The sequence below is a fragment of the Amycolatopsis sp. N2S4-7 genome (assembly GCF_058119595.1).
On sequence record NZ_CP172299.1, the window covers coordinates 1,225,391 to 1,243,854 of the forward strand.

Annotated in this window: 21 protein-coding genes; 12 read left to right on the forward strand and 9 right to left on the reverse strand. The window is 73.5% G+C overall.

Features of this window, described 5'->3' with window-relative positions; all coding sequences use genetic code 11:
- The first annotated feature begins 13 nt into the window (after window positions 1-13).
- Window positions 14-526 (forward strand): GNAT family N-acetyltransferase, encoded by a 513-nt coding sequence (locus ACH54P_RS05660; RefSeq protein WP_489911257.1) that lies wholly within the window; start codon window positions 14-16, stop codon window positions 524-526.
- Here ACH54P_RS05660 and ACH54P_RS05665 read toward each other — a convergent pair.
- Complete coding sequence (locus tag ACH54P_RS05665; RefSeq protein ID WP_489911258.1) at window positions 468-1,511, reverse strand: ferrochelatase; 1,044 nt, start codon at window positions 1,509-1,511, stop codon at window positions 468-470. The genes ACH54P_RS05660 and ACH54P_RS05665 overlap by 59 nt on opposite strands.
- 87 nt (window positions 1,512-1,598) lie before the next feature.
- Between ACH54P_RS05665 and ACH54P_RS05670 the strand changes: the two genes are divergently transcribed.
- Together ACH54P_RS05670 and ACH54P_RS05675 are read left to right on the forward strand one after the other, a co-directional pair.
- Window positions 1,599-2,180: a TetR/AcrR family transcriptional regulator gene (locus ACH54P_RS05670; RefSeq protein WP_489911259.1), complete on the forward strand. Its 582-nt coding sequence runs from the start codon at window positions 1,599-1,601 to the stop codon at window positions 2,178-2,180.
- Between the two features lie 73 nt (window positions 2,181-2,253).
- Complete coding sequence (locus tag ACH54P_RS05675) at window positions 2,254-3,414, forward strand: Cmx/CmrA family chloramphenicol efflux MFS transporter (RefSeq protein WP_489911260.1); 1,161 nt, start codon at window positions 2,254-2,256, stop codon at window positions 3,412-3,414.
- A gap of 3 nt (window positions 3,415-3,417) precedes the next feature.
- Here ACH54P_RS05675 and fabI read toward each other — a convergent pair whose 3' ends face one another.
- Together fabI and fabG are read right to left on the reverse strand one after the other, a co-directional pair.
- A complete protein-coding gene (fabI, locus tag ACH54P_RS05680) occupies window positions 3,418-4,185 on the reverse strand; it encodes an enoyl-ACP reductase FabI (protein WP_489911261.1) in 768 nt (255 codons plus the stop codon).
- A 35-nt stretch (window positions 4,186-4,220) separates the two neighbouring features.
- Window positions 4,221-4,925, reverse strand: a complete 705-nt coding sequence (fabG, locus tag ACH54P_RS05685) for a 3-oxoacyl-ACP reductase FabG (RefSeq protein WP_489911262.1) — start codon at window positions 4,923-4,925, stop codon at window positions 4,221-4,223.
- Window positions 4,926-5,109: 184 nt separating this feature from the next.
- On the opposite strand from fabG, the gene ACH54P_RS05690 reads away from it, so the two are divergent.
- The 8 genes from ACH54P_RS05690 (at window position 5,110) to ACH54P_RS05725 (ending at window position 11,920) form a co-directional block, all read left to right on the forward strand.
- On the forward strand, window positions 5,110-6,453 hold the full coding sequence (locus tag ACH54P_RS05690) for an MFS transporter (RefSeq protein ID WP_489911263.1): 1,344 nt from the start codon (window positions 5,110-5,112) through the stop codon (window positions 6,451-6,453).
- 7 nt (window positions 6,454-6,460) lie between these two features.
- Entirely contained in the window at window positions 6,461-7,129 is a 669-nt protein-coding gene (locus ACH54P_RS05695; RefSeq protein ID WP_489911264.1) for a response regulator transcription factor, read from the forward strand.
- A 3-nt stretch (window positions 7,130-7,132) separates the two neighbouring features.
- On the forward strand, window positions 7,133-8,527 hold the full coding sequence (locus tag ACH54P_RS05700) for a sensor histidine kinase (protein WP_489911265.1): 1,395 nt from the start codon (window positions 7,133-7,135) through the stop codon (window positions 8,525-8,527).
- Window positions 8,524-9,468 (forward strand): TAXI family TRAP transporter solute-binding subunit, encoded by a 945-nt coding sequence (locus tag ACH54P_RS05705; RefSeq protein WP_489911266.1) that lies wholly within the window; start codon window positions 8,524-8,526, stop codon window positions 9,466-9,468. The genes ACH54P_RS05700 and ACH54P_RS05705 overlap by 4 nt, the downstream gene beginning before the upstream one ends.
- A 317-nt stretch (window positions 9,469-9,785) precedes the next feature.
- Window positions 9,786-10,484: a hypothetical protein gene (locus ACH54P_RS05710; protein WP_489911267.1), complete on the forward strand. Its 699-nt coding sequence runs from the start codon at window positions 9,786-9,788 to the stop codon at window positions 10,482-10,484.
- A 9-nt stretch (window positions 10,485-10,493) separates the two neighbouring features.
- The gene (locus tag ACH54P_RS05715) at window positions 10,494-10,916 is read left to right on the forward strand and encodes an acyl-CoA thioesterase (protein ID WP_489911268.1); all 423 of its coding nucleotides are present in this window, start codon (window positions 10,494-10,496) and stop codon (window positions 10,914-10,916) included.
- Between the two features lie 3 nt (window positions 10,917-10,919).
- Complete coding sequence (locus tag ACH54P_RS05720) at window positions 10,920-11,381, forward strand: tRNA (cytidine(34)-2'-O)-methyltransferase (protein ID WP_489911269.1); 462 nt, start codon at window positions 10,920-10,922, stop codon at window positions 11,379-11,381.
- 23 nt (window positions 11,382-11,404) lie between these two features.
- Window positions 11,405-11,920 carry a hypothetical protein gene (locus ACH54P_RS05725; protein ID WP_489911270.1) on the forward strand — a complete coding sequence of 172 codons (516 nt, stop codon included), beginning with the start codon at window positions 11,405-11,407 and terminating at the stop codon, window positions 11,918-11,920.
- A 3-nt stretch (window positions 11,921-11,923) separates the two neighbouring features.
- Here the strand turns inward: ACH54P_RS05725 and ACH54P_RS05730 are convergent, their stop codons facing one another.
- The 4 genes from ACH54P_RS05730 to mobA form a co-directional block, all read right to left on the reverse strand.
- Window positions 11,924-12,904: a VWA domain-containing protein gene (locus tag ACH54P_RS05730; RefSeq protein ID WP_489911271.1), complete on the reverse strand. Its 981-nt coding sequence runs from the start codon at window positions 12,902-12,904 to the stop codon at window positions 11,924-11,926.
- A 46-nt stretch (window positions 12,905-12,950) separates the two neighbouring features.
- Entirely contained in the window at window positions 12,951-13,895 is a 945-nt protein-coding gene (locus tag ACH54P_RS05735) for a DUF58 domain-containing protein (protein WP_489911272.1), read from the reverse strand.
- Window positions 13,896-13,902: 7 nt separating this feature from the next.
- Window positions 13,903-14,976 (reverse strand): AAA family ATPase, encoded by a 1,074-nt coding sequence (locus ACH54P_RS05740; RefSeq protein WP_013226781.1) that lies wholly within the window; start codon window positions 14,974-14,976, stop codon window positions 13,903-13,905.
- Between the two features lie 170 nt (window positions 14,977-15,146).
- A complete protein-coding gene (gene mobA / locus ACH54P_RS05745; RefSeq protein WP_489911273.1) occupies window positions 15,147-15,692 on the reverse strand; it encodes a molybdenum cofactor guanylyltransferase in 546 nt (181 codons plus the stop codon).
- Window positions 15,693-15,774: 82 nt separating this feature from the next.
- On the opposite strand from mobA, the gene ACH54P_RS05750 reads away from it, so the two are divergent.
- Entirely contained in the window at window positions 15,775-16,173 is a 399-nt protein-coding gene (locus tag ACH54P_RS05750) for a DUF1801 domain-containing protein (RefSeq protein ID WP_489911274.1), read from the forward strand.
- A 2-nt stretch (window positions 16,174-16,175) separates the two neighbouring features.
- On the opposite strand, the gene ACH54P_RS05755 is transcribed toward ACH54P_RS05750, so the two are convergent.
- Together ACH54P_RS05755 and ACH54P_RS05760 are read right to left on the reverse strand one after the other, a co-directional pair.
- Window positions 16,176-16,886, reverse strand: coding sequence for an SAM-dependent methyltransferase (locus ACH54P_RS05755; RefSeq protein ID WP_489911275.1), 711 nt, complete (start codon window positions 16,884-16,886; stop codon window positions 16,176-16,178).
- A 43-nt stretch (window positions 16,887-16,929) separates the two neighbouring features.
- The gene (locus tag ACH54P_RS05760; protein ID WP_489917133.1) at window positions 16,930-18,243 is read right to left on the reverse strand and encodes an NlpC/P60 family protein; all 1,314 of its coding nucleotides are present in this window, start codon (window positions 18,241-18,243) and stop codon (window positions 16,930-16,932) included.
- Between the last annotated feature and the right edge of the window lie 221 nt (window positions 18,244-18,464).

Below are 18,464 nucleotides of genomic sequence, written 5' to 3' on the forward strand. Positions count from 1 at the left end.
CAGGATGACGGGCGTGCCGAAGATCGAGATCCGCCCCGCCGGTCCCGCCGATTTCCCCGCCGTCGCCGCGCTCCGGTGGCGCTGGGTGGCCGAGCAGGACGGCGTCCCCGCCGCCGGTCGTGCCGGGTTCGTGCGGCAATTCGCCGGCTGGGCACGCGACAACGCCGCCACCCACCGGTGCCTGGTGCTGGTGCGGGACGACGAGGTGGTCGGGATGGCGTTCCTCGCCGTCACCCCCCGGATGCCGACCCCGCTGGCCGTTTCCCGGGCCTGCGGGGACGTGCAGTCGGTCTACGTGACGCCGGAGGCGCGCGACAGCGGCCTCGGCGGCCTCCTGATCGGCGAAACCCTGCGCCTGGCCCGGGAACTCGGGCTGGAACGGGTCACCGTGCACTCGTCGACCCGCGCCGTCCGGGCCTACGAACGGCACGGGTTCGCGGTGTCGGCGAACCTGCTGCAGACCTCTCTCAGCGAGCCGGGCGCTTCGCCGGTTCGCAGCACCCCACCGCGCACGGCGCGCCGTTGACCGTGCAGCCCGCCGCCGGGAACGGCGACAGCTTGCGCGGCGCCACGCCGTGCGTGTGCTCGCGGACCAGTTCCACCACCAGCTCCGCGAACCTCGGGTCGCTGCCGGCCGTCGCCGCGCGGGCGAACGCCATGCCGTGCTCGGCCGCGCGTTCCGCCGCCTCGTTGTCCAGGTCCCAGATCACCTCGAGGTGGTCCGACACGAAGCCGATCGGCGAGACGACCACCGCCTGGACGCCCTCGGCGTGCATCGCGTCGAGGTGGTCGACGATGTCCGGCTCCAGCCACGGCACCTGCGGCGGGCCGGACCGCGACTGCCACACGACGTCGTACTCCGCCAGCCCTGCCTCGGCCGCGACGAGCCGGGCCGCCTCCGCGATCTGCTTCGAGTACCGGCGGCCGCCGTCGGACGGCGGGCCCGAGGCGAGGTCCGCGCTGTCCGGCACCGAGTGCGCCGTGAAGACCGTCCGGATCCCGGGCACGTCGCCCAGGGACGCGTGCGCCGCGCGCACGCCGTCGGCGACGGCCGAGACGAAGAGCGGGTGGTCGAAGAACTGACGCAGTTTCACCAGTTCGGGGGCCTCGGGGCCGACCGCGGCGCGGGCGCGCTCGATGTCCTCGTCGTACTGGCGGCACGCCGAGTAGCCGCCGTACGCGCTCGTGGGGAAGACCAGGACCCGCTTCGCGCCGGCCTCGGTCAGCGAAGCCAGGGTGTCCTCGACCATCGGGTGCCAGTTGCGGTTGCCGAAGTGGACCGGCAGGTCGATGCCGGCGGCCGCGAGCTGCTTCTCGACGGCGGCCATCGCGTCGCGGTTCAGCTCGTTGATCGGCGAGACGCCCCCGAAGTGGCGGTAGTGCTCGGCGACCTCCAGGAGCCGCTCGCGCGGCACCCCCCGGCCCCGGGTGACGTTCTCGAGGAACGGCATGACGTCCTCGGGTCCTTCCGGACCGCCGAACGAGAGCCACAGCAACGCGTCGTATCCCACCCCGTCATCTTGCCGATGTGGCGGCCCGCACGCTGACGGGGGCCGGTTGTGAATCGAGCAGTCCAAAACCCTGGTACGGTGACGGGCATGGCCAGGCCACGGGAGTTCGACGAGTCCGCCGCCGTCGAGAGCGCGATGCAGGCGTTCTGGGACCACGGCTACGAGGCGACGTCGACGCAGGACCTGTGCGCGGCGACCGGGCTCGGGCGCAGCAGCGTCTACAACACCTTCACGAGCAAGAAAGCCCTGTTCCGGCGCACACTGGCGCACTACAGCGCCCGCGGGCTGGCCGACCGGAAGGCCGTCCTCGACGGCCCGGGCACGGCCGCGGAGCGGATCGCGGCGATGTTCGACGCCCTCATCGGCGACGAACTCGAGCACGGCCGGCGCGGCTGCCTCGTCGTCAACACCCTCGCCGAACTCGGCACCCCGGACGACGAGGTGGGGGAAGCCCTGAAGCACGACACGGAGAAACAGCTGGCCCTGCTCGCCGAGTGCGCGCGGGAAGGTGTCCTCGACGGCAGTCTCCGGCCGGGCCGCGCACCCGCCGACGTCGCGGAGTTCCTGCTCAGCACGATCTCCGGACTGCGGGTGATGTCCCGCCGCGGCGCCAGCGGCGAGGCCATGCACGCCGTCGCCGACCTCGCCCTTACGGCCGTCACGGCCTGACGCACCCCGAATACGCGCCCCCAGGCCCCTGCCCGAGTTTTGAACTGACCGATCCACAACCATGGAGGACCTCGTGCCCCTGGCCGTCTTCGTCCTCGGGCTCAGCGTGTTCGCGCTGGGCACGTCCGAGTTCATGATCACCGGCCTGCTCCCCGGGATGGCCGCCGACCTCGGGGTGAGCATCCCCGACACCGGGCTGCTGATCTCCGCCTTCGCCGTCGGCATGGTCGTCGGCGCACCGCTGCTGGCGATCGGCACGCTGCGGCTCCCCCGCCGCCGGACGCTCCTGGTGCTGCTCGCGGTCTTCTTCGGAGCGCACGTCGTCGGCGCGCTCGCCGACGGCTACGCGCTGCTGTTCGCGACGCGGGTCGTGGCCGCGCTCGCCTGTGCGGGCTTCTGGGCCGTCGCCGTGGCGACGACGATCGCGCTGGTGCCCGTCGAGCGGCGCGGCCGCGCGATGGCGGTGCTCGTCGGCGGGCTGACCGTGGCCAACATCGCCGGCGTCCCGGCGGGGACGGTCATCGGCCAGCACGCGGGCTGGCGGACGGCGTTCTGGGCGGTCGCCGCGGTGACGCTGCTGGCGGCGGCCGGGGTGGCCGCGCTGGTGCCGGAGACGACCGGCGGCGGGATGAGCGTCCGCACCGAGCTGCGGCTGTACCGGCGCGGGCGGGTCTGGCTCGCGCTCGGCGTGATCGCCCTGTGCCAGGCCATGATCTTCGCCGCGTTCAGCTACCTCGCGCCGCTGCTGACCGAGACCGACGGCCTGCCTGCGGAGTGGGTGCCGGGGGTGCTCGCCCTCTTCGGCGTCGGCGCGCTCATCGGCATCACGGCCGGCGGGCGCCTGGCCGACCGGCGCCCGTTCGCCACGCTCTACGGCTGCGTCGCGCTCGCCTTGGTGTCACTGCTCGTCCTGGCCCTCACGACCGACCCGGTGGTCGCCGTGGCGGCCGTGCTCGTCTTCGGGGCCGCCGGGTTCGGCGCCAACCCGGCGCTGAACGTCCGCACGTACGCGGTGGCCGGGAACGCGCCGACGCTCGTCGGCGCCAGCACGACGGCGGCCTTCAACGTCGGGAACACGATCGGGCCGTGGCTCGGCGGCGTCGCGATCGACGCCGGGCTCGGCTTCCCGAGCGTCGCCTGGACCGGCATGGCCCTCGGCGCGGCGACCCTCGCGGCGCTCACGGCCGCGGCCGTCGTCCAGCGGAACGACAACCGCGAACCCGTGCTCGCGTGAGGCTCAGATGCCGAGGGCGTGGACCCCGCCGTCGACCATGATCATCGAGCCGGTGGTGGCCGGGAGCCAGTCCGACAGCAGCGCGCAGACGCTCTTCGCCGTCGGGTCCGGGTCCGAGCTGTCCCAGCCGAGCGGCGCGCGGTCGCCCCAGCCGTCTTCGAGGTCGGAGAAGCCCGGGATCGACTTCGCGGCCATGGTCTTCATCGGGCCCGCGCTGACCAGGTTGACGCGGATGCCCTGCGGGCCGAGCTCCTTGGCCAGGTACCGGTTGACCGACTCCAGCGCGGCCTTCGCGACGCCCATCCAGTTGTAGACCGGCCACGCGACGCGCGCGTCGAAGTCCATGCCGACGATCGACGAACCGCGGCCCAGCAGCGGCAGGCACGCCCTCGACAGCGACATGAACGAGTACGCCGAGACGTCCACGGCGGTCTTGACGTCCTCGGCCGGCGCGTCGAGGAACGGCGCGCCGAGGCAGCTCTGGGGGGCGAACCCGATCGAGTGCAGCACGCCGTCGAGGCCGTCGACGTGCTCGCGGATCCGGTCGGCGAGGCTGTCGAGGTGCTCCTGGTTCGTGACGTCGAGCTCGAGCACCGGCGCCGGCTTGGGCAGCCGCTTCGCGATGGTCTTGACCAGCGACATCCGGCCGAAGCCGGTGAGCACCACCTGCGCCCCCTCCTGCTGCGCGATCTTGGCCGCGTGGAAGGCGAGCGAGGCGTCGGTGATGATGCCGGTGATCAGCAGGCGCTTGCCTTCGAGCAGTCCGGGCACGGGTCCTCCATGTCTTGGTGCGGTGAACGGGTGGGTCAGTGGCCGAGGCCGAGGCCGCCGTCGATCGGCAGCACCGCGCCGTTGACGTAGCCGGCCTCGTCCGAGGCGAGGTAGCGGACGGCGGCGGCGATCTCCGACGGCTCGGCGTACCGGCCGGCGGGCACCTGCGCGAGGATCTCCTTCTTGCGGTCCTCGGGCAGCTCGTCGGTCATGTCGGTGTGCACGAACCCGGGGGCGACGACGTTCGAGGTGATGTTGCGCGAGCCGAGCTCCCGCGCCAGCGAACGGGCGAAGCCGACCAGCCCGGCCTTCGACGCCGCGTAGTTCGCCTGGCCGGCCGAGCCGGACAGCGCGACCACCGACGAGATGAAGACGAACCGGCCCCACTTGCCGCGCAGCATGCCGCGCGAGGCGCGCTTGGCGACGCGGTAGGCGCCGGTGAGGTTGGCGTTGATCACGCGCTCGAACTGCTCGTCGCTCATCCGCATCAGCAGCGTGTCGTCGGTCAGCCCCGCGTTGGACACGAGCACCTCGACCGGGCCCTGGTGCTCCTCGACGAGCTTGAACGCCGCGTCGATCTGCTCGGTGTCGGTGACGTCCGCCCGGACCCCGAAGAGCCCGTCCGGCGCACCCGAACCACGGTGCGTGACGGCGACCTGGTGCCCCTGCTCGGCGAGGTCCCGGGCGATCGCCAGACCGATGCCCCGGTTGCCCCCGGTGACCAAGACCGACCGTCCCACAGTGTTCTCCCTCTTCGTGAACCGCGCGCTGCTGTCGCGCACGAGGTTATCGGCAGCGCCGCCGGGTCGCGCACCCGCGCCCGGGGTCGCCGCGACCGTCCTAAGCGGGTGTTAGGAACTGCCTCCCGACCTTGCTGGTTACCCGCTGGTTGGTCACCGTGAGTCGCAACACAGGAGGTCGACGATGACAACCCGGATCAACGGCGCCGCGACGGGGGCCGTCAGCGAGAAACGCGTGATCGGCAACGTGCTGCGCGGCTCCATCGGCAACTTGGTCGAGTGGTACGACTGGTACGCCTACGCGGCGTTCACCACCTACTTCGCCAAATCCTTCTTCCCCACGACCGACACGACGGCCGCCTTCCTCGGCACCGCCGCCGTGTTCGCGGTCGGGTTCCTCATGCGCCCGCTCGGCGGCTGGATGCTCGGCCGCTTCGCCGACCGCTTCGGCCGCCGCAGCGCGCTGGTGCTGTCGGTCACGCTCATGGCGGGCGGCTCGCTGCTCATCGCCGTGACCCCGAGCTATCACACGATCGGGCTCGCGGCGCCGATCCTGCTGCTGGTGGCCCGGCTGATCCAGGGCCTGTCGGTCGGCGGCGAGTACTCCACGTCGGCGACGTACCTGTCGGAAGTGGCCACTCCCGGCAAGCGCGGCTTCTACTCCAGCTTCCAGTACGTGACGCTCTACGGCGGCCAGCTGCTGGCCCTGGGGCTCCAGCTGATCCTGCAGGGCCTGCTCACCGAGCAGCAGCTCACGTCGTGGGGCTGGCGGATCGCGTTCGGCGTCGGCACGGTGGCCGCGCTCAGCGTCATGTGGCTGCGCCGCGGGATGGACGAGTCGGAGAGCTACCGGCGCGAAGCGGACGAGAGCGCCGCGACCGGCGAACGCGGCACGCTGCGCGCGCTCGCCAAGTACCCCAAGGAGATCGCGCTCGTCGTCGGCCTGACCCTCGGCGGCACGGTGGCCTTCTACACCTTCGCCACCTACAGCCAGAAGTTCCTCGAGAACACCGCCCACATCCCGCGGCGGACGGTCACCATCATCCTGTTCTCGGCGATCCTGCTCGCGGCGATCCTGCAGCCCCTCGCGGGGAGGCTGTCCGACCGGATCGGCCGCCGCCCGCTGCTGCTGTTCTTCGGCATCGCCGGCACGCTGCTGACCGTCCCGATCATGACGGTCATGGGCTCGACCCGGAACCCGGTCGGCGCGTTCTTCCTCGTCCTGGCGGGGCTCGTCGTCGTGGCGGGCTACACGTCGATCAACGCGATCGTGAAGGCCGAGCTGTTCCCGACGAAGATCCGCGCCATCGGCGTCGGCCTGCCCTACGCCCTGACCGTCGCGATCTTCGGCGGCACCGCCGAGCTCATCGCGCAGGCGCTGAAGAGCGCCGGGCACGAGTCGGTGTTCTTCTGGTACGTCGCGGGCTGCGTCCTGGTTTCCCTGATCGTCTACGGCACAATGCGGGAAACCTCGAAGAGCTCCGAGCTGGAGGCGCGGCCCGAACCGGTGGGCGCGGGCGAACGCTGAGAAGGGGATGGCCGTGCGCGTGCTCCTCGTCGAAGACGACGCGGGTGTCGCCGGCGCGCTCGCCGAGTCGCTGCACGCGCGCGGTCATCCCGTCACCAGCGTCGGGCGCGGGGCCGACGCGCTGCACCACCACCGCGAAGCCGACCTCGTCCTGCTCGACCTGGGCCTGCCCGACCTCGACGGGCTCGACGTCCTCCGCAAGATCCGGGCGGTCTCCCCGGTGCCGGTGATTGTGCTGACCGCGCGCGGCGACGAGCGCTCGGTCGTGCGCGGCCTGCGCCTGGGCGCGGACGACTACCTGACCAAACCGGTGCGGCTGGCCGAGCTGCTCGCCCGGATGGACGCCGTCGTGCGGCGCGCGGTGGCCCGCGAGGCTCCGGCCGGCGACGTCGTGCGCGTCGAGGACGTCGAGATCGACCTCGGCGCCCGCCGGGTCCTGGTCGCCGGGCGCGACGCCGGGCTGACGACCAAGGAGTTCGAGATCCTGGCCGTGCTCGCCGCGCGCCCCGGCACCGCGGTGAGCCGCCAGCAGCTGATGGACGAGGTCTGGGGCGACGCCTACCTCGCGGTTTCGCGCTCCCTCGACGTCCACCTGACGCAGCTGCGCGCGAAGCTCGACCGGCCGGGCCTGCTCACCACCATCCGCGGCTTCGGCTACCGGCTCGGCCGGGGCTGACCCGTGCGCACCCGGCTCCTGGTGGTCCTGGTCGCCCTGGCGCTCGCGGTGGTCGCCGCGTTCGCCGTGCCGCTGCTGACCGCGACCGCCGAGCAGCGCACCCAGCAGCTCGTCATCTCCCGCACCGCCGACGTCGACCGGTTCGTCGTGCTCGCCCAGCAGGCCGTCGACACGCGCGACCCGGCGGCCCTCGCGGCCGACGCGGCGCGCTACGCCGAGCTGTACGGCGAAGGCGTGGTCATCGTCGACGCCCGGCGCGTCCCGCTGGTGCAGGCGGGCGGGCTGACCGCGGCGGACCCGGCGGTGCACGCGCTGGTGGAGGCCACGATGCGCAACGAGCCGGCGCCGCGGGCCGACCGGCTGAGCCCGTGGTCGGCCGAGCCGGCGTACTTCGCCCGCCCGGTCGGCACCGGCACCCGCGTCTCCGGCGTGGTCGTGCTGCGGGCGTCGGTGACGGCGGCCGCCGCGGACGTCGCCACCCGCTGGGGCACCATCGGCGCCGGCGCCCTGCTGGTCGCGGTGGTGTTCGTGCTGCTCGCCGTGGTGCTGGCCCGGTGGATGGTGCGGCCGCTGCACGAGCTGGAGACCGGGGTGCTGGCCGTCGCCGCCGGGCACCGCGCGCACGTCCCGGAACGCACCGGGCCCCGCGAGCTGCGAACCCTGGCCGGGGAGCTCAACCGGATGTCCGAGGCCGTGCTCGAAGCGGCCGAACAGCAGCACCGGCTGGTGGCCGACGCCTCCCACCAGCTGCGCAACCCGATGGCGGCGCTGCGGCTGCGCGTCGACTCCCTGGCCGGCCGGGTCGAGGGCGGCGACGCCACCTACCGGGCCACCGTCGCCGAGGTCGAGCGCCTCGAAAAGCTCCTGGACGGCTTGCTGGCGCTCGCACTGGCCGAGAGCACGGCGACCCGGGTCGCGGCCGGGGGCGCCGGCGAAGCCTGCGACCTCGCGTCCGTGCTCGCCGAGCGCGTCGACGCCTGGCGGCCCGCCGCCGAAGACGCGGGGGCCGCGCTGCTGCCGCCCCCGGGGCACGACGAGCCGGTGACCGTGCGCTGCCCGGAAGGCGAGCTCGCCCAGATCCTCGACGTGCTGCTGGACAACGCCGTCCACTACGCCGGCCGCGGCGCGACGATCACCACGGACTGGGGCGCCGGCCCGGAGACCGCGACGCTCGTCGTCCGGGACGACGGACCCGGTCTGTCCACTGAGGACCGGGCACGGGCGACCGAGCGGTTCTGGCGCGCCGGCGGCGAAGGCGCCCCGCGCGGCACCGGGCTCGGGCTGGCCATCGCGCACCAGCAGGTCCGCACCCGGGGCGGGGTCCTGGAACTGCGGCAGGCCGAGCCGCGCGGCCTCGAAGTCCGCGTCACGCTGCCGCTGCAGGAGGAGCCGGGATGACGCTCACCCGCCGCACCGCCCTGCTCGGCGGCCTCGGCCTCGCGCTGGCCGGGTGCTCGACGTCGGGCTACCCCGGCCCGGAGCGGCCGGTCACCATCGCCGCCGGCGAACGCGGCGGCTTCTACCTGGCGTTCGCGGAGCTGCTCGCGGCCGAGCTGAACGGTGCGGAACCGCGGCTGCACGCCACGGCCGTGCCCACCGAGGCGAGCGTCGCCAACGTCGGCCTGGTGCGCGAGGGCCGGGCCGACCTCGGGCTGGTGCTCGCCGACGTCGCCCAGACGGCGCTCGGCGGGGGGCCGCCGTTCGGCGAGAAGGTGCCGCTGCTCGCGCTGGGCCGGGTGTACGAGAACTACCTGCAGCTCGTCGTGCGGGCGGACGGGCCGGTGCGCCGCCTCGCCGACCTGGCGGGCCGCCCGGTGTCGCTGGGCGCGGGCGGGTCCGGCGCGGCCCAGCTCGGCGAGCGTCTCTTCGCGAAGGCGGGCGTCCCGGTCGACGCCCGGCACCTGCTGTTCGACGACGCGGTCCGCGCACTCGCCGCCCGCCGGATCGACGCCATGCTGTGGTCCGGCGGGGTCCCGACGCCGAAGCTCGCCGACCTCACCCGCACGACACCGATCGCGCTGCTGCCCCTCGATTCGGTGGTCCCGGCCCTGCGCGCGGCGTACGGCCCGGTCTACGACCAGGTCCAGGTGCCCGACGGCGCGTACCGCGGGGTGTCCGCGCTGGGCACGATCGGCGTGGCGAACCTCCTCGTCTGCTCCCCCGCCCTGCCCGACGACGTCGCCGCCGCGGTGGTCCGCCTGCTCGTGGAGCGCGCCACCGCCCTGGTACCCGCGGAAGCGGTCGGCACGCAGTTCCTCGACGTCCGCACCCTGATCGGCACCCAACCGGTCCCCCTGCAACCCGGCGCGGCCGCCGCGTACCGCGCCCTGCACGGCTGAACCCGACTTCCGGACGCCCCGGCCTCCCTCGCCGGTGGGAGGCACCGGCCGCTCGTCTTCGCCAGGCTGGACGGAGACCGACACACGAGGGGGATCACCTTGTCCGGAAAGCGCCGGGCGTTCGCCGCCGGGCTCGCGCTCGCCGCCGTCACCGCGGCTGCCGCGCCGGCCGCCGCCGCGACCCTGTCCGTCACCCTGCCGGAGCTGACCGGCCCGTACCGGGTCGGCACCACGGCCCTGCACCTCGTCGACCCCCGCCGGGCCGATCCGTGGGTGCCCGCCCAGCGGCGCGAGCTGATGGTCACGTCGACTACCCCGTGCGGTTCACCGGGTCCGCGCCGCGGGAGCAGTGGCTGCCCGGTGCAGTGGCTGCCGCGATCGAGGAGCAGGCCGCGTCGCCGGACTTCCCCGGGCTGCCGCGCGGCTCGGTCGACTGGACGGCGACGCGCCGCCAGGCCCGGGGGGAGGTGCCCGCGTGTCGCACACCCACGAAGCGGCCGCCGTCGAGTTCCCCGGCGGACAAGAAGAAGGCGCTCGACGCCCGCGTCGCGGACACGAAATCCGTGCTCGGCACCCTGGCCCGCGGAGTGCGGGCGGACGCCGACGGCAAGCCGCTCCCCCGCGGCCTCGGCGCGGCGCTCGACCTCCGCCGCGTCGGCATGGCCGGCCACTCCTACGGCGGGTTCACCGCGGGCGAGACGATGGTGACCGACCGGCGGATCGACGCCGGGATCAACCTCGGGCGGCGCGATGGGGTGGGGCTTCGGGCCACCGTCGCCGGATCCCTACCTGCCCGGCGACGTCGTGCGGCGGGGCCTCGACCGGCCGTTCCTGAGCCGGCCGGGCTCGTCACGCCGGAGCGGGCCGCGGCGGTCGTCGGGACGGTCGACCCGCAGCGGTCGCTGACCGCGCAACGCGACTACGTCGCCGCGTTCTTCGACCTGCACCTGCGCGGCGTCGACCGGCACCTGTTCGACGGGCCGTCACCGCGCTACCCGGACATCACGTTCGGCTAGATTGAGGCCGTGACCGAACCCCGCCGCCCGATCGTCGCGATGCCGCTGCGCGTGCGCTACCACGAATGCGACGGGCAGGGCATCGTCTTCAACGCCCACTACCTGGCCTATGTGGACATGTGCGCCTTCGAGGCGGAGAAGGCCCTGTTCGGCTCGCACGACGAGTTCCTCGCCCACGGCACGGACATCGTGGTCGCGGAGGCCAACCTCAAGTTCCGCGCCCCCGCCCGGTACGACGAGGAACTGGTCGTCTCCCAGTACCTGAACCACCTCGGCACGACGTCGCTGGTCTTCGACTTCGAGATCCACCGCGCCGCCACGCTGCTGCTGGCGGCGAACATCCGGTACGTGTTCATCGACCCGGCCACCCTGCGGCCCGCGGCGCCCCCGGACGCCGTCCGCAAGGTGTACGCGACGCTCCTCGGGGACTGAGCCGTGTTCCGCATCCTCTTCTACCACCCCGAAATCCCCCCGAACACGGGCAACGCGATCCGGCTCGCCGCCAACACCGGCTGCGAACTGCACCTCGTGGAGCCGCTCGGGTTCACCCTCGAGGACAAGCAGCTGCGCCGCGCCGGGCTCGACTACCACGACCTGGCGCGGGTGCGGGTCCACGCCGGCCTCCCGGCGGCGTGGGAAGCCTTGCTGCCGGCGAAGGTCTACGCGTTCAGCGCGTCGGCGACGCGGCTGTACACGGACGTCGCGTACGCGCCCGGCGACGTGCTGATGTTCGGGCCGGAGTCCGTGGGGTTGCCCGCGGACGTCCAGCAGGCGCCGGAGGTGACCGACCGCGTGCGGCTGCCGATGCTGCCGACCAGCCGGTCGCTGAACCTGGCCAACACCGCGGCGATCACGATCTACGAAGCCTGGCGGCAGAACGGCTTCGCGGTCCCTTGATCGCCTTCCGGTAGGTTCACCGGATGCGACAGCAGTTCCTGGGGGCGCTCATCGGCGCCGCGTTCGGCACCGTGTTCGTCCTGGTCAACTCGGGAGCTCCGCTGCCCGCCGCGGCCGGGTGGGTGCTGCGCGCGCTCGCCGTCGTGGCGCTCGGCGCCGTCGTCGTCCTCGGGGTCCGCGCCGGCGGGCGGCCGACCCTCGACGACCGGCCCGTGTTCGGTCCCCGCTACCGGGTGATCGTCGTCGGCGAAGTGGTGCTGCTCGTCGCCGGGTTCTTCGTCCTCAGCCTGCTGGACGCGCCGGTGCAGGCGAACGTCGCGTGGATCGCCACCGTCGTCGGGCTCCACTTCGTCGCGCTGGCGTCCGCGTGGAAGACCCGGTCGATCCTGGTGGTCGGCGTGGTCCTGACCGTGCTCGGTATCGCCGGTCTCGCCCTGCTCGGCACCGAGGCGCTGCCCTGGGTCCCGTTCGTCAGCGGCGTCCTCTCCGGGGTCACCCTTCTCGGCGGCAGCCTGTACGGCGTCCGCCGGGAAGGGTGAGCGTCACGGGAGTCTCTGCCCGAAGAACAGGCTGGCCGCCGCCCCCAGCATGAGGATCAGCGTGCCGACGACGACCCACGGCTTGCTCGCGTCGGCGTCCTTGATCTCGTAGCCGATCTGCTCGCCGAGGTCCGCGTAGACCTTCTTCAGCTCCTCGGCGCTGGCCGCCTTGTAGAAGTCGCCGCCCGACAGCCGCGCGATCTCGTGCAGGGACTCGTCGTCCACGCTGACCGGCTGGGGCTTGCCGTCGATGTCGACCGAACCGTGGGTGGTGCCGAAGGAGATCGACGAGATCGGCACCCCGGCCTGCTTCGCCGCCTGCGCCGCGGTGTACCCGCCGCGCGCCGCGTACAGGTCTTCCGGAACGGTCTGCTTCCCGTCCGACATCAGCACGATCCGCGCCGGCGGCGGCCCGTCCGCCCCGCCGACGACGCTGGAGAAGCTCTCCACCGACTGCAGCGCCGCGAAGATGCCTTCACCGGTCGCCGTCGACTGCGCCAGCTTGAGGTTCTCGATCGCCTTGATCACGCCGTTGCGGTCGGTGGTCGGGTTGACCAGCACCGTCGCCGTGCCCGCGAAGGAGATCAGCCCCAGGTTGATCCCCGGCGTCATGTTCTGCGCGAACGACGTCGCCGCCTCCTGCGCCGCCTTGAGCCGGGTCGGCGCGACGTCGGTGGCCTCCATCGACAGCGACACGTCGATCACCAGCATCACGGTGGCCCGGTTGCGCGGCACCTTCTGCTCGGCGGTCGGCCCGGCCAGCGCCACGGTGAGCAGCAGCAGCGAGAGCACGATCAGCACGGCCGGCAGGTGCCGGACCCAGCCCTGGCTCTTCGGCGCGATCCGTTCCAGCAGGTCCAGGTTCGCGAACCGCATGGTCCGCCGCCGCCGTGCCCGCTGGGCGAGCACGTACCCGACGGCGACCGCGGCGACCGCGATCAGCAGCAGGAACCACCAGGGCGCGGTGAACCCGGTCAGGCTCATGCGCGCACCCCGCTGCCCCGTGGTGCGGTGGTGGTGAACGGTCCGCTCACGCCACACCCCCCGACCAGCGCCGCTTGCGGGCGACGACGAACCGCACCATGTCGGCGATCCAGTCGGCGTCGGTGCGCAGCGTCAGGTGCGCCGCACCCGCGCGCCGCAGGCCGGCCGCCACCTTCTGCCGGTGGGCGTGGGCCGCGGCCCCGAACTCCTTGCGCAGCAAGGCCGAAGCGTGCACTTCGCGCTGTTTCCCTGTCTCCGGGTCGGCCAGCACGACGGTGCCCACCTCGGGCAGGTCGATGTCGCGCGGGTCGAGGACTTCGATCGCGATCAGTTCGTGGCGCCCGCCCAGCGCCCGCAGCGGCCGCTCCCACGAGCTGTCGCCCAGGAAGTCGGAGATCACCACGGCGAGGCCGCGGCGGCGCGGCGGGCGGCGCAGCGCTTCGAGCGCCTGGGCGAAGTCGCCCCGGGTGCCCTCGGGGGCGCGGGGCGTCTCGGCCAGCTTCCGCACCAGCCCGCGCGCGTGCGGCAGCCCGCCGCGCGCCGGGATGCGGGTGGTCTCCGCGCCGGTCGAGATCAGCGCGCCGATCCGGTTGCCGCCGCCCCCGGTCAGGTGCGCGACCGCGGCGACGGCGCAGACCACCAGGTCGCGCTTCTCGCAGAGCGCCGTGCCGAAGTCGAGGCTCGCCGACAGGTCGGCGACCACCCACGTCTCCAGCTCGCGGTCGGCGACGGTCTCGCGGATGTGCGGGGTCGTGGTGCGGGCGGTGACCGCCCAGTCCATCCGGCGGACGTCGTCGCCGGGCTGGTACGGGCGGGCCTCGCCGGGCTCGGACCCCGGCCCCGGCACGAGGCCGAGGTGGTTGCCCTGCAGCAGCCCGTCGAGCCGGCGGCGGACGTCGAGCTCCAGGGTGCGGAGCCCGGCTTCCATGCGGTCGCCGCGCAGCACCGGTGGCGCCCAGGAAGGGCGGGTGCCCTCCTCCTTCTTGGCCATCTCGGGGTTACCTGACCGGCGCGCCCGCCGGGACCGGGCCGCCCTGGCCGGTCCCGCCCTGCGGCCGGGCCGAGACCTGCGGCAGCGGCACGGTCTGCAGCACGCGGGTGATGATGTGGTCGATCGGCACGCCGTCGGCCAGCGCGTCGTAGGACAGCACGAGCCGGTGGCGCAGGACGTCCGGCACGACGTCGACGACGTCCTGGGGCAGCACGTAGTCGCGGCCGCGGACCAGGGCCAGCGCCCGCGCGGCGGCGATGATGCCGAGGCTCGCGCGCGGCGAGGCACCGTAGGACACCCAGCCGGCGACGTCGGCGAGGCCGTGCTCGTTCGGCGTCCGGGTGGTCAGCACCAGGCGGACCACGTAGTCGACGAGCGCGTGGTGCACGAACACCTGCGACGCGACGCCCTGAAGGCGGACCAGCTCGCCCGGGCTGAGCACCTCGTGCGGGGTGGGCGGGGTGACGCCCATCCGGTAGATGATCTCGCGCTCCTCCTCGGCGGAGGGGTACTCGACGACGATCTTGAACAGGAACCGGTCGCGCTGCGCCTCCGGCAGCGGGTACACGCCCTCGTTCTCGATCGGGTTCTGGGTGGCCAGGACGAGGAACGGGTCCGGCATCGGGAACGTCTGGCCACCGATCGACACGTGCCGCTCGGCCATCACCTCGAGCATCGCCGACTGGACCTTGGCGGGCGCGCGGTTGATCTCGTCGGCGAGCACGAAGTTGGCCACGACCGGGCCGAGCTCGACGTCGAACCGCTCGGCGCCCTGGCGGTAGATCCGGGTGCCGAGGATGTCGGCGGGCACCAGGTCGGGGGTGAACTGCACGCGGGAGAACGATCCGCCGACGACCCGGGCGAACGTCTCGACGGCGAGGGTCTTCGCCACGCCGGGCACGCCTTCGAGCAGCAGGTGGCCCTTGGCCAGCAGGCCGACCAGCATCCGCTCGACCAGGCGGTCCTGGCCGACGATGATCCGCTTGACCTCGAACACGGTCCGCTCCAGCAACTGGGCGTCCCGGGCCGGCGTCGCGGGCTGCTGCCCGTTCCCGCCCTCGGCGTAGCCGGGCTCGGTCACTCTGCCTCCTCAAGCTCGTGCGCCGCCCCCGCGACGGTGATCACGCGGTGCGACCGTACTGCGTCCCCCGGTCGTTCGTCCGTCCGGCACGCGGACGGGCGCGAAGGCCCGTGGGAGCAGCCAACACCGTCGCCGGTATGACACCTGTGAAGGAGGTCCGGTTCCCGCGCTCAGCGGTGGCGTTCGAGGTCCTCGGGCGTGTCGATGTCGTCCGCTTCGCCCCGTTCGGCCGGGACGTCGGTGACGGCCAGCCCGCCCAGGACGCGGCGCAGGGCCGCGTTCTCCACGGGGTCCGGCAGCGCCGCCTTCAGCGCGGCCACCCGCCAGGCGCCCAGCAGCCACTGCCGCGCCCCGGCCGCGTCGACCAGGACGGCGCCGTCGCCGTCGCCGATCGCGGCCACCAGCTTGTCCACTGTGGACCGGCGGACGCCCGGGAGGTCGGCGGCCAGGACGGCGACCGCCTCGACGTCCTCGGGCACGAAGGCGAGCCCGGCGGCCAGCGCCGCGACCGGTCCGGTGCCCGGCACCGGTTCCCGCGTCCACACCACGTCGAACCCGGGCCGCCGCGGGCCGACGGCGATCACCCGCTCGGCGCCGTCGAGGGCGTGGATCGCGCGGGCCAGCAACGGCTTCCCGCCCACCGAGAGGGCCGGCTTGTCCACACCGGACAGTCTGCGGGCCGAGCCCCCGGCCACCACGATCCCCGCGTAGCGCATCCCGGGAACACTAGCGGCCCGGCACGGGCGAGGTAAGGCCCGCGTCGGGCATACTCGACGCGGCGAGTTCCCGGAGGTTCGCATGACCTGCACCGTCGAGCCCCGCGTCGACGCCTACATCGACGCCCTGCCGGAGTGGCAGCAGGCGATCTGCCGTCAGGTCCGCGAGCTGGTCCACGCAGCCGACCCCGGGGTCACCGAAACGATCAAGCGCACCCGGCAGCCCTACTTCGTGCTGGAGGGCAACATCTGCGCCCTGCTGGCGGCGAAGGACCACGTCAACGTGTTCGTCTACGACGGTGGCATCGTCCCCGACCCGGCGGGCATCATCACCGCCGGGCACGGCAACAAGACCGCCCGGACGGTCGCCTTCCGCGAGGGCGAGCCGATCAACGCGCCCGCGCTCACGGCGATGTTCCGGCAGATCATCGCGAACAACCGCGCCGGCGGCTGGCGCAAGCTCAAGCGCGAGCAAGGCTGACCTCAGCGGCCGAGCACCAGGTAGGCGAGGCCCAGCACGCCCCGGTAGCCGCGGACGTACTGCCGCTGGCGCTCGTCGAGCCAGTCCCGCACCTCCGCCGCCCGCGGGTCGGCCGCGTTCGCCAGCAGCCACTCCTGCCAGGCCAGCTTCGACGTCGACTCGAAGTCGTCCCATTCGAGCTGGCCCGCGGTGCTGAGGTGCAGCACGCGCCACCCCGCGCCGTGCGCGGCGTCGAGCAGTTCCGGCAGGGTGAGCGTGTCCGGCCCGAAGATCTCCAGCGCCGCCGCATCGGGCGGGGCGGCCCAGAAGCCGTCACCGTAGAGCACCCGGCCCGAGGGCACCACGCGGGCGAGCCCCTCGATCGCCGCCTCGGTCGAGCCGAAGGCGTGCGCGGCGCCGATGCAGAACGCCCGCTCCGCGGGCACGTCCCAGGTCGCGGCGTCGGCCTCGGTGAACTGCACCGCCAGGCCGCGCTCGGCCGCCGCCGCCCGGCCGCGGTCGAGACCGGTCACGTCGGTGTCGACGCCGGTCACGCGCAGGCCGGGCGCCCTCGCGGCCGCCCGCAGCAGCAGCTCGCCCCAGCCGCAGCCGAGGTCGACGAGGTGCCCTTCGCCGAGGGCCATCCGGTCGAGCAGCAGCTCGGCGTGGGTTTCGGACAGGGGCGTGTTCCAGCGCATCCGCGAGCGCCGCAGCGCGTTCAGTTCGTCGTCCACCGGGTGATCCTGGCGGCCCGCCGCCGACGGCGTCGACCGGGTTTCAGCCGATCAGGCGCGTCGCGAACGGCATGATCCCGCCGTAGCGCACCGGCGCGATCCGGACGCGCAGCCCGGACTGCGGCGCTTCGACCATCTGGCCGCCGCCGAGGTACAGGGCGACGTGGTGGATGCCGCCCGCGCCGCCCCAGAACAGCATGTCGCCGCGGCGCATCTGGGACAGCGGGACCCGCCGCCCCGCCGTGTACTGGTAGCCGCTGTAGTGCGGCAGGCCCCTGACCCCGGCGAAGGCGTAGATCATCAGGCCGGAGCAGTCGAAGCCGATCTTGTTGTAATCGCCGTAGCGGTCGGCGACGCCGCCGTCGCGGATGCCGCGGGTCGCGCCGCTCGCGTTGCCGCCGCCCCAGGCGTACGGCATCCCGAGCTTCGACAGCGCGCGGGCGATCACGGCCTCGATCGACGAGCCGGCCGGGCCCGACGGCGCCGGCCCACCCGACGGGCGGCCCCCGCCGCCGGACGAGCCGAGCGCGGCCTGGCGGGCGCGTTCCTCGTCCTCCCTGGTCTTCTCGGCGAGCCAGTCCTGGTAGCGCTGGCGCTGGCCCTGCAGGCCGTTGACCTTGGCCTGCGCCGCGTACAGCTGCTGCTCGACGTCGGACTTGTTCCGCTGGAGCTGGGTGTTCTGCGACGCCTGGTCGTCCTGCGCCCGCACGGCGGCGGCCTGCGCGGCGTCGGCCCCGTTCTTGGCCTCGCGCGCGGCGTCCTGCTTCTGCTGGGCGATCTCGGCGGCCTTGCGGGCCGCGGCGTCCTTGTTGGACTTCTCGGTCTGGGCCTGCTGGAGCCGGTCGAGCGCGTTGAGCCGGTCGCCGCCGACGGCGTCGAGCAGCTGGGCGCGGGCGAGCATGTCCTTGGGGCTGTCGGCGCTGAGGTACGCCGAGAGCGAGCCGACCGTGCTGCCCTGCTGGAAGCTCGCCGAGGCGAACGTCTTGAGGTCCGTGCGGGCCTTTTCGATGGCCGCCGACGCCGCGTCGGCCTGGGCGCGGGCCGCCCGGGCGTCGTTCTCGGCGCGCTCGGCGTCGTCCTGCGCCGCCTGCAGGTCGACCAGGGCCTTGTTGGCCTCTTCCTGCTTGAGCTCGACGTCGTCCTGCAGCTGCGACAGCTTCTGCTCGGCCTGGGCCAGCTGGTTGGTCAGCTTGCCGACCTCGCCGGCCTTCGCGTTGGCGTCGGCCTTGCTCGAGTTCAGGTCCGAGTCGCTCGGGTTGGGCGGCGGCGGGGGCGCGGCGAGGCCCGTGCCGCCCGCGCCGAACAAGATCACCAGGACCAGGGTGCTCACGGTGAGTCCACGGCGGGCTCCCGGCACCCGGTCCCCGCCACGCCGTCCCGCCACGACCGCCACCTCCGCTCACCAGCGCACACCGCGTGTCACTGCAGTCACACCACTATCACAAGCATCACCGGAAACTTACACACCGTAGGCATCAATTCCCCTCATTGAGGGACCCCCGCCCCACCGCGTGTCCGGATGGCGCAGCCCACACCGCGTGTCGTCTTGAACCCCAAACAGGACACGCGTACTGTTTG

Excerpts from the sequence above, each read along its gene's own strand:
- ACH54P_RS05670 (WP_489911259.1), top strand. The coding sequence starts at position 1,599 with ATGGCCAGGCCACGGGAGTTCGACGAGTCCGCCGCCGTCGAGAGCGCG.
- ACH54P_RS05690 (WP_489911263.1), top strand. The coding sequence starts at position 5,110 with ATGACAACCCGGATCAACGGCGCCGCGACGGGGGCCGTCAGCGAGAAA.
- ACH54P_RS05695 (WP_489911264.1), top strand. The coding sequence starts at position 6,461 with ATGGCCGTGCGCGTGCTCCTCGTCGAAGACGACGCGGGTGTCGCCGGC.
- ACH54P_RS05705 (WP_489911266.1), top strand. The coding sequence starts at position 8,524 with ATGACGCTCACCCGCCGCACCGCCCTGCTCGGCGGCCTCGGCCTCGCG.
- ACH54P_RS05725 (WP_489911270.1), top strand. The coding sequence starts at position 11,405 with ATGCGACAGCAGTTCCTGGGGGCGCTCATCGGCGCCGCGTTCGGCACC.
- ACH54P_RS05730 (WP_489911271.1), bottom strand. The coding sequence starts at position 12,904 with ATGAGCCTGACCGGGTTCACCGCGCCCTGGTGGTTCCTGCTGCTGATC.
- ACH54P_RS05735 (WP_489911272.1), bottom strand. The coding sequence starts at position 13,895 with ATGGCCAAGAAGGAGGAGGGCACCCGCCCTTCCTGGGCGCCACCGGTG.
- mobA (WP_489911273.1), bottom strand. The coding sequence starts at position 15,692 with ATGCGCTACGCGGGGATCGTGGTGGCCGGGGGCTCGGCCCGCAGACTG.
- ACH54P_RS05750 (WP_489911274.1), top strand. The coding sequence starts at position 15,775 with ATGACCTGCACCGTCGAGCCCCGCGTCGACGCCTACATCGACGCCCTG.